Raw genomic sequence first — 8503 nt, 5'->3', positions numbered from 1 at the left:
AACTGTCCGAAGTTGGCGGAGGGGATCAAAGTAAGCGACGACGGTTCGCCACAACTCACGCGCTATCAACGCGTTGTACTAAATATTAAATAGCAACAAGAAATGCAGTGCGCAGCCCCAATAATTTTATTGGGGCTTTTTTATTTTTAATAAAATAAAAAATCAGTACGAGAATAAATTTATAAAAATAAAAAACAAATTTCCAGTCTGTGAAGCAGTACAAGCTTGGGGAATTCATTTCTTTGAATACAAGCGATTAACAAAAAATTTCAGGAAGTGATTTGCTGATTCACAACTTACTCTGCTTCAACTGCTGTACGCCAAACGGAGATGGCGTGCAAGTCTGTGCAGTATTTTGTAAAACTCCAACATTCACTAATCGCAATGTATTTTTGTGCATAGCGAACACCTCTCAAACTGTGCGCCGCACCACAAAATAAACGTGCAGTTTTTAAAATTAAATAACAGCGAGTGTAATGACAATGAAACCAAATTTTTTAACATCAACAAAACAGGCGGGATACTCATTTATCCTTTCTGGATTAGCGCTAGCTATTTCCACGTCATCCTGGGCGGCCACTTCAACGTTTGTACTGCAGGAACTGGAACCAGGATTTTGTAGTGTCGATGGCACCATTGATAGCAATAATGCAGGCTTCACGGGAAACGGTTTTGCTAATAGCAAAAATGCAACAGGCGCCATGATTAAGTGGGCAGTTAATGCATCTGAAAGCAGCCGTTACACCTTAACCTTCCGTTATGCCAATGGGGGTAGCGGTAATAGAAAGGGAACTTTGCTCCTGAATGATGGCGCTAACGGTAGTTACACTCTGGATATGCCCTCTACAGGTAGTTGGACGAAATGGCAAACCGTGTCAATTGATGTAGATCTGGTGCAAGACAACAATAACCTGCAGTTAACCGCATTAACAGCCGATGGTTTGGCCAATATCGATTCACTCAGCATCCTCGGGGCGAAAACAAGCGCCGGTATTTGCGGTGCGGTTGCGAGTAGCTCAAGCAGTTCCAGCAGCAAGCCCGCAGTAAGCAGTTCCTCGGTTGCACTTAGCAGCAAACCGGCGGTCAGTAGTGTGGCTGCCAGTTCAACGCCTAAAAGTTCAACGCCGAGTGTGAGCAGTTCTTCCAGTAGTAGTGCAACCGCCACTGAGTTGCTCGCCTTCCCCACTGCGGAAGGTTATGGCAAACACACCACCGGTGGCCGTGGTGGTGCGGTTTACGAAGTGACTAATCTGAATGACTCAGGCGCGGGCAGCTTGCGTGCGGCGGTTTCAGCGTCGGGTGCGAGAACTATTGTGTTCCGTGTTTCAGGCACTATCGATTTACAAAGTAACCTGACCATCAGCAACCCCAACATCACCATTGCCGGTCAAACCGCACCGGGCGATGGCATTACGCTGAAGCGTTATCCATTAGTGATTAACGCCGACAATGTGATCATTCGTTATATTCGCTCACGCTACGGCGATCTATTAAAAAATGATGCTGATGCGGTTTCTATGCGCTATCGCAAAAACATTATTTTGGACCACATCTCCGCCAGCTGGGGCGACGACGAATCCATGTCGATTTACCACGGCGAAAACGTCACCATTCAGTGGAGCATGATTACCGAAACCCTCAACCGTGGCGGCGATCATGGTTTTGCCGGTATCTGGGGTTCACCTTACAGCAGCCATCACCACAACCTCATCGCCCACAACGTGAGCCGCGCGATTCGTTTTGCCTCGGGTGGCGGCAATGTGGATTATCGCAACAACGTGATTTACAACTGGGGTTACAACAGCGCCTATGGTGGTGAGCAGCAACAAGTGGGCAATGCCAACTTCAACTTCTCTAACATCAACATGGTGGCTAACTACTACAAACCGGGCCCGGCAACTGAAAACGCGGTGCGCAGCCGTATCCTGAACCCAACCACTCGCAATGGCGATGCAGATTACGGCCATTTTTATGTGGCTGATAACTACATGGTCGGCAATTCCCGGGTGACAGCCGACAACTGGGATGGCGGTGTACAACCTGCTGTTGCCGCGGCGAAGTTAACCAAGCCCTGGCCATCTATGCCAATCAAGCAAGAAACGGCAGAGCAGGCTTATCTATCAGTTTTGGCGAAAGCCGGTGCTTCTAAAGTGCGCGACTCGGTGGATACACGCATCATCGAAGAAGTGCGCAATGGCACCGCCACTTACGGAAAAAATGGCATCATCGAATCACAGCAAGAAGTGGGTGGCTGGCCATCGCTGAAAAACGGCACAGCACCACAAGACAGCGACAAAGATGGTATGCCTGACGATTGGGAAAATGCCAATGGCCTGAACCCCAGCGATGCAAGCGATAGAAACAAAAAGGATGGCGTGGGTTACACCATGCTGGAGAAGTATCTCAACAGTCTTATCTAATCCTTAGCAAAAAAGGATAAGTGTCCAAGAGGTTGCAGCCTAAGCCTCTTACAACAAACCCCGATAATTTTATCGGGGTTTGTCTGTTACATGCCCCGGTGTTGATAGAGCACAAAAGCGATTCAACTTCAGCCTGCATTGTTACAAAATCGCAACCAGCAAAAACGGCAAACCAATAAACGCTACGAGTGTTGATACCAGCACCATCGCCGCAACTTCTTCAGGATGGCGGTTGTAGCGCAGCGCTAATAAATAATTAAATACCGCAATAGGCATGGCCGATTGCAACAACACCACATTGCGTGATACGCCGGTAATGTCCATTAGCTCACACACAATAAAACCAAACAACAAACCGCCGCCGACACGCAAAAAACTAAATAATAAACTGCGCTTCCAAAAATGAATTTTTAATGTGGCAAGGGAAACACCGAGTGCGATAGTCATTAGGGGAATGGCGATACCGCCAAGCAAATCGAGAGTATTGCTAATCCAGCGCGGCAACTCAGTGTGAGTGACGAGCAGAAGTACCGCGATGATCATCGAATAAATCACCGGCTGTTTGGCGATGGCTTCTATGCGTTTTAATATCCCACCTTCACTGGTCGTCACTAACAATAGGCCGACAGTAAAAGTGGCGACCATCATCACCATAAAGGAACCCAGCGCGAGCGCGAGGCCGGTTTGCCCATAGGCGAATAAACACAGGGGTAAACCCATGTTGCCGTTATTGGGGAAAATTAACGGCGGCAGGTAGGTGCCGATTTCCAGTTTCATCCAGCGCAACAATAGCCAACCAAACACGCCCATCGCCGTCATCACAATCGCGGTGGCCAACGCCACCTGCCCCATCACTGCTGGATCAATGTTGACTTTCGCCATCACACTGATGATTAAACAGGGCGTGCCTATATTCATCACAATGCGCGAAATAAAATCCGAGGGAAAATCAGTACCCGTTTTACCCCAGATATAACCAGCACCGACAGAAATAACGATGGGAGCAAGAATGGCGAGTAATTCATTTAACATGGGAAGTGGCTTTTACGGCAGGGAAATAAATTGGCTCCCGGTCACGAGAGCCACAGAAGAAGTATCAGAACAAACTTTTCGCGACGATTTTAATTTCCTGCACATTGCTCATCACAAAAGTGAGACCACCGGCAACCACTGAATTTTCTGGCGCTTCCAGTTTTTGATAGGCGGTTAATTCCTGAATGGGCGGCAAATCGGTTTTGGCGTTGCTGAGTTTGAGTGAGTGATACAACCCCAGATTAATCAGATCGCCAAGGTTTGGGGCACCTGGGCTTTCACCCGACCAGTTGCCAATACCCTGCACCACCTTGATGTACTGCTCGTCGACCTGCCACTGCTTGAGGGTGATCACACCGAGAGATTTGGCATATTCGCGGCAGAGTGCAACATAGGCGGGAACATCGGGGGTTTGCTCGGCGTCTTTAAAAGCAGACAACACCGCCAAGGTTCCCACTTCGCTCAACAGCGCCGCCATTAATACGTTATCGGGCAGTACATTTTTAAAATGCATGTGCTTGGCAATATAGGTGCTGACACTGGCCTTTAAGGCCAAGCGGCGCCAAGCCTCCAGATACAAACGTTTATGTTTAACTGAGTGGACAGAAAACAGGCTCTTGATTGAGTGCACCATGGTAATACGCTCAACTTGATTCATCCCCAACAGGCGAATCACATCGAGCAAATTATTGGGCGGATTTTGGCTGCCCACCAAAGGGCTGGATGCATACTTTAATAACACTGCCGATAACTCGGCATCTTTCGCCAATAACCGGCCCAATTCCGACATGGACAGGTCTTGCTGCTCCATGGCATTGCGAATTTCAAAGGTAATAGAAGGCAGGCTCGGTAATTGTTCCTTGCCACTTAACAGATCGCGGATGACATCGCGATAGAGAGAGTAATCTGATTGAACCGATGTCACGCTAGAATCCATATCACACACATTTGTCATTAATAAGCTATGTCGCCAAGCGTAGCAGATTTACATAGATCTGGCTCCACCCAGCCTAAAACCACGCAACCACTGCTGCAATAATCACCAAACCCCGCCGCGCTGAGCCCGCCCCAAACTGCAAGAAAAATGTCACATCCCCTTGTTAGGCTGCAATCACTTTGTCATCCAATTCAGCGGGATTTGCTGCACCATGAAACAGACTACACCGGTTATAGGGGCTGCCGCCCTCGCCTTTTTATGCTGCCTAAGCGGCTGCGAGCCACAGCTAAATGACGCATTAACAAGTTCTACCCCAGAACAAACAACTAGCACCGCCACCATTAATGCCTTGCCTGAAGTTGCTCCCAGCCAGCAGACACCGGTTACTAATGACAACATCACTAATCTGGAAGCACCCATTCCGTCCCAGTGTTATACCAAGACCGAGAATCGCCATAACCCTTGTTATACCTGTCATCAAATGTATGACCGTAGCAAAGGCGAATTTCGCATGAATGAGCTGGACGACGGTGGACTACAGGGCGCCTATATTTTTTCAGATGATGGCCTGAGCAATCACTGGTCAAATTTGTTTCAAGACCGCAATGACTGGCTCGCACAAATCAGTGACGACAGCATTCAAACTTACGTCAACCGTGAAAACTACACCAAACTCGCCCCATCACTGCAGGCGCGCAACTGGCAAGGTTTTATTCCCGACCTGCAGAACTACCACACTGCAGCCGACGCCTTTGACGAACAAGGTATCGCCAAAGACGGCAGCCACTGGATCGCCTTTAATTACAAACCCTTCCCCGGCACCTTTTGGCCAACAAATGGCGCGACTGACGATGTGATGATCCGTCTGCCCAAAGCCTTTCGCGAGCGCAACGGTGAGTACGATGTTGCACTCTACTTTTTAAATTTGGCGCTGATTGAACTCAACATCAAACAATTAACCAGCATTCCGATTGCGGCACAGAATGAACAGCAACTCGGCATGGATCTAGACGGTGACGGCCAGCTTGGTACTGCTACTGAGCTGGTACCACAAGAACACTATTTTGGCGACGCCGCACAATTCGCCGTGATTGCCCAGCAGTACCCTGAGCAAACCGAATTTATGCACTCAGTGCGCTATGTGGGCAGCGATGCCCAAGGCAATATTTTTGTGCCCGCGCGGATGAAAGAATTGCGCTACATGAAAAAAATCCGGGAACTTGCCCAATACGATGTTTCCGGCCGCTATGCCCGCGAGCGCAAAGAAAAGAATCAGGAAAAACTGCCCAACTTTGTTGACCACGGCGAACAGGGCATGGAAAACGGTTTCGGCTGGATGCTACAAGGGTTTATTGAGGACTACTCCGGTGAGCTGCGCCCCCAAACCCACGAAGAAACCTTTTTTTGCATGGGCTGCCACGCCGCAGTGGGCGCCACTATCGACCAGACCTTTGCCTTTGCGCGCAAGGTCACCGGCCCGCAAGGCTGGGGCTACATCAACTTAAAAGGCATGCAGGACGCCCCCAGTGTCAGCGAACTCGGCGGTGAAATTTTGCATTACTTACAGCGCGCCGGTGGCGGCAGTGAATTCCGCGAAAATCCGGAAATGCTCAGCCGCTGGTTTACCGGGAACGGCATGGTCGATACAGATAAAGTCAAGGCGGCTGATGTCTACACACTGATCACCCCATCACACCAACGCGCACTGCAATTAAACAAGGCCTATACCCATATAGTGCGCCACCAAAGCTACATCTACGGGCGCGATGCAACCTGGAATCCAGCTAAAAACGTATTCGACACAATTGATGAATCCGAACCGCCACTGGCGCCGGAATTCCGTTTTTACAACTGGGATATTCGTTTGGACTGGAGCAATCCCCAGTAAATTAATCGGCATAACTGCATATTTTCAGGAAGCACTGCTGCGCAAGCACCAGTGCTTTTTTATTTTTCCACAACAACTACAGCGGCTCGATAAGTAGATTTTTGGCGTCAAAAAACCTTCATTTAACTGACACAAATATGTTGCTAAACCTTCACACAGCATCCCTAGGCTTCGTGTCTCGCAAACCTCTTTTTAAAGACCATTTTTAAAGACTAACCTTGGGATCAAAAACCATGACATTTAACAAAAAAATATTAGCCGTGTTAATTTCCTCCTCCCTTCTGCTCACTGCCTGCGGTGGTGACGATGGCAAAGATGGCACCACAGGACCTAAAGGTGATGCCGGCGTACAAGGCCCGGCAGGCAACCCTGGCGCCAACGGCAGCAATGGCGCCAATGGAAAAGATGGCGTGGATGCCACCGCACCCGCTAAATTAATCCGCCTTGCGACTATTCCTGTGGGCGCCGAATTAACCGGCATGTTCAAAACCGACAACGGTGAGTTCTTTTTCAATATCCAGCACCCAACCGACACATTGCCAGGCGACGAAAAGAAAGCCGCTGTGGGTGTATGGAACGGCGTCGATCTGGACAACCTTGACCCTAAAATCACTCCAGTTCCGGTACCGGTAAAGGGCTCACCAGAGTCACAAACCACCAAAGTTGCCATAGGTAGTTACCAAGCACTTGGCCGCGAAGGCGACACCTACGCAGGCGCTATGCCCTTTGGTTTTGGCAATATCACCAACCCTGCTGGCACGGTGAGCATCAAACAATCCAACAACCCCGACTTCAATGCGTTCATCCCCAGCAATAGCACTGGCAGCGAAGGTTACTTGTTCAGCGCGTGGGAAGATCGCCCAGGTGGTGTAAGCCGCTTGAATATCGCCAAACAAAACGATGGCACCTGGCGCGTGAATGACGCCATGAACGTCAACTTTGGCAATGTAAAAGGCACCATCATTAACTGTTTTGGTACCGTTTCACCTTGGGGCACACCGCTGACCTCAGAAGAAAACTACGAAGCAGAAAATACCGTTCGCTGGAATGATATGACTTACTCCACCGGCTACCCCAATTACGCCGATGTACTGAAAATCAAAGACTACTTGGGCGGCACCTTCCCCAATCCTTATGACTACGGCTATATAGTGGAAATCACCCAGCCCAAAGCAGCCACACCGGTACCGGTTAAGCATTTTGCAATGGGTCGCTTTGCCCATGAAAACCCAGTGATCATGCCCGACAAGAAAACCGTGTATTTAACGGATGACGGTTCAAACAAAGGCTTCTACAAATTTGTCGCGGATGTCGCAGGCAATCTGAGCGCAGGCACACTTTACGCTGCAAAAGTCACCCAGGATGCCACCAACGATACCGCCAAAGCTGGCTTTGATATCGAGTGGATCATGCTGGCTCACGCAACCAATGCGCAAGTCGAAGCCTGGATCGATAGCTACGATGCGATCAACGAAACCAATCATGTTGCCGGTTCAACCAACTATATTAGCGATGCCGAAGTAGCTGCTTGGGCCGCAGGTACCGCACCCGACAACCGCGTCGCTTTCCTTGAAACCCTGCGCGCCGCCAAAGCCAAAGGCGCAACGGTTGAGTTCAACAAAATGGAAGGTATCAATATCAACCACGATGGCGCTAAAGATCGCAGCGTGCCATTTATGTATGTCGCCATGGCAGAAGTACGCGGCGCAATGGCCGACACTACCGGCGATATTCAAGTTAAAGAAAATCGTTGCGGCGCGGTTTACCGCATGGGCTTTGACATGAACTACAACGTAGATCGTATGCAACCGGTCGTAGTAGGCGGTGCTTACAACGGTAGCAGCACTGGCGACAAGTGCGACGCTAACGGCATAGCCCAGCCGGACAACATCGAAGTATTAGATGATGGCCGCGTATTAATTGGTGAAGACACCAGCAACCATGTAAACAACATGTTGTGGATCTACAACCCAAAGGGTATGTGATAGCAAAAAAAGACACTTGGGGATAAAAGTGTCATCAAGTTGTAACTCACTCAAATCATTATAAGAAGCGTTAAGAGTAAGGAAACTACATTGCAAGGAAGTCACAGGGAGGTTCTGCGCTACAAGGGGCTTAGGCCCCTTTTTTTATTGCCTGCCATTTCATCACACCATTTTTTTGGTTATTTCAATTTTGTCCTATACTCAACCTGACATTGCAATAAGGCTTTAAGTGGCACTATTT

5 protein-coding genes are annotated in these 8503 nt (G+C 49.1%); 3 read left to right on the top strand and 2 right to left on the bottom strand.

Features of this window, described 5'->3' with window-relative positions; all coding sequences use genetic code 11:
- Nucleotides 1-482: 482 nt before the first annotated feature.
- Nucleotides 483-2420 carry a carbohydrate-binding protein gene (locus AWU77_RS00285; RefSeq protein WP_193747461.1) on the top strand — a complete coding sequence of 646 codons (1938 nt, stop codon included), beginning with the start codon at nt 483-485 and terminating at the stop codon, nt 2418-2420.
- Nucleotides 2421-2561: 141 nt separating this feature from the next.
- Here the strand turns inward: AWU77_RS00285 and AWU77_RS00280 are convergent, their stop codons facing one another.
- Nucleotides 2562-3452: an AEC family transporter gene (locus AWU77_RS00280; protein WP_062057501.1), complete on the bottom strand. Its 891-nt coding sequence runs from the start codon at nt 3450-3452 to the stop codon at nt 2562-2564.
- Between the two features lie 64 nt (nt 3453-3516).
- Nucleotides 3517-4377 (bottom strand): HDOD domain-containing protein, encoded by an 861-nt coding sequence (locus AWU77_RS00275; RefSeq protein ID WP_238582274.1) that lies wholly within the window; start codon nt 4375-4377, stop codon nt 3517-3519.
- Nucleotides 4378-4600: 223 nt separating this feature from the next.
- Here AWU77_RS00275 and AWU77_RS00270 point away from each other — a divergent pair, with 223 nt between their 5' ends.
- Entirely contained in the window at nt 4601-6277 is a 1677-nt protein-coding gene (locus tag AWU77_RS00270) for a hypothetical protein (RefSeq protein WP_062057495.1), read from the top strand.
- A gap of 233 nt (nt 6278-6510) precedes the next feature.
- A complete protein-coding gene (locus tag AWU77_RS00265) occupies nt 6511-8262 on the top strand; it encodes an alkaline phosphatase PhoX (RefSeq protein ID WP_062057492.1) in 1752 nt (583 codons plus the stop codon).
- Nucleotides 8263-8503 lie beyond the last annotated feature (241 nt).

It is taken from the genome of Cellvibrio sp. OA-2007 (assembly GCF_000953825.1).
In the GTDB taxonomy this organism is placed as follows: Bacteria; Pseudomonadota; Gammaproteobacteria; order Pseudomonadales; family Cellvibrionaceae; genus Cellvibrio.
The sequence above is the reverse complement of the archived record's forward strand: the minus strand, read 5'-3'. Positions and strand labels throughout refer to the sequence as shown.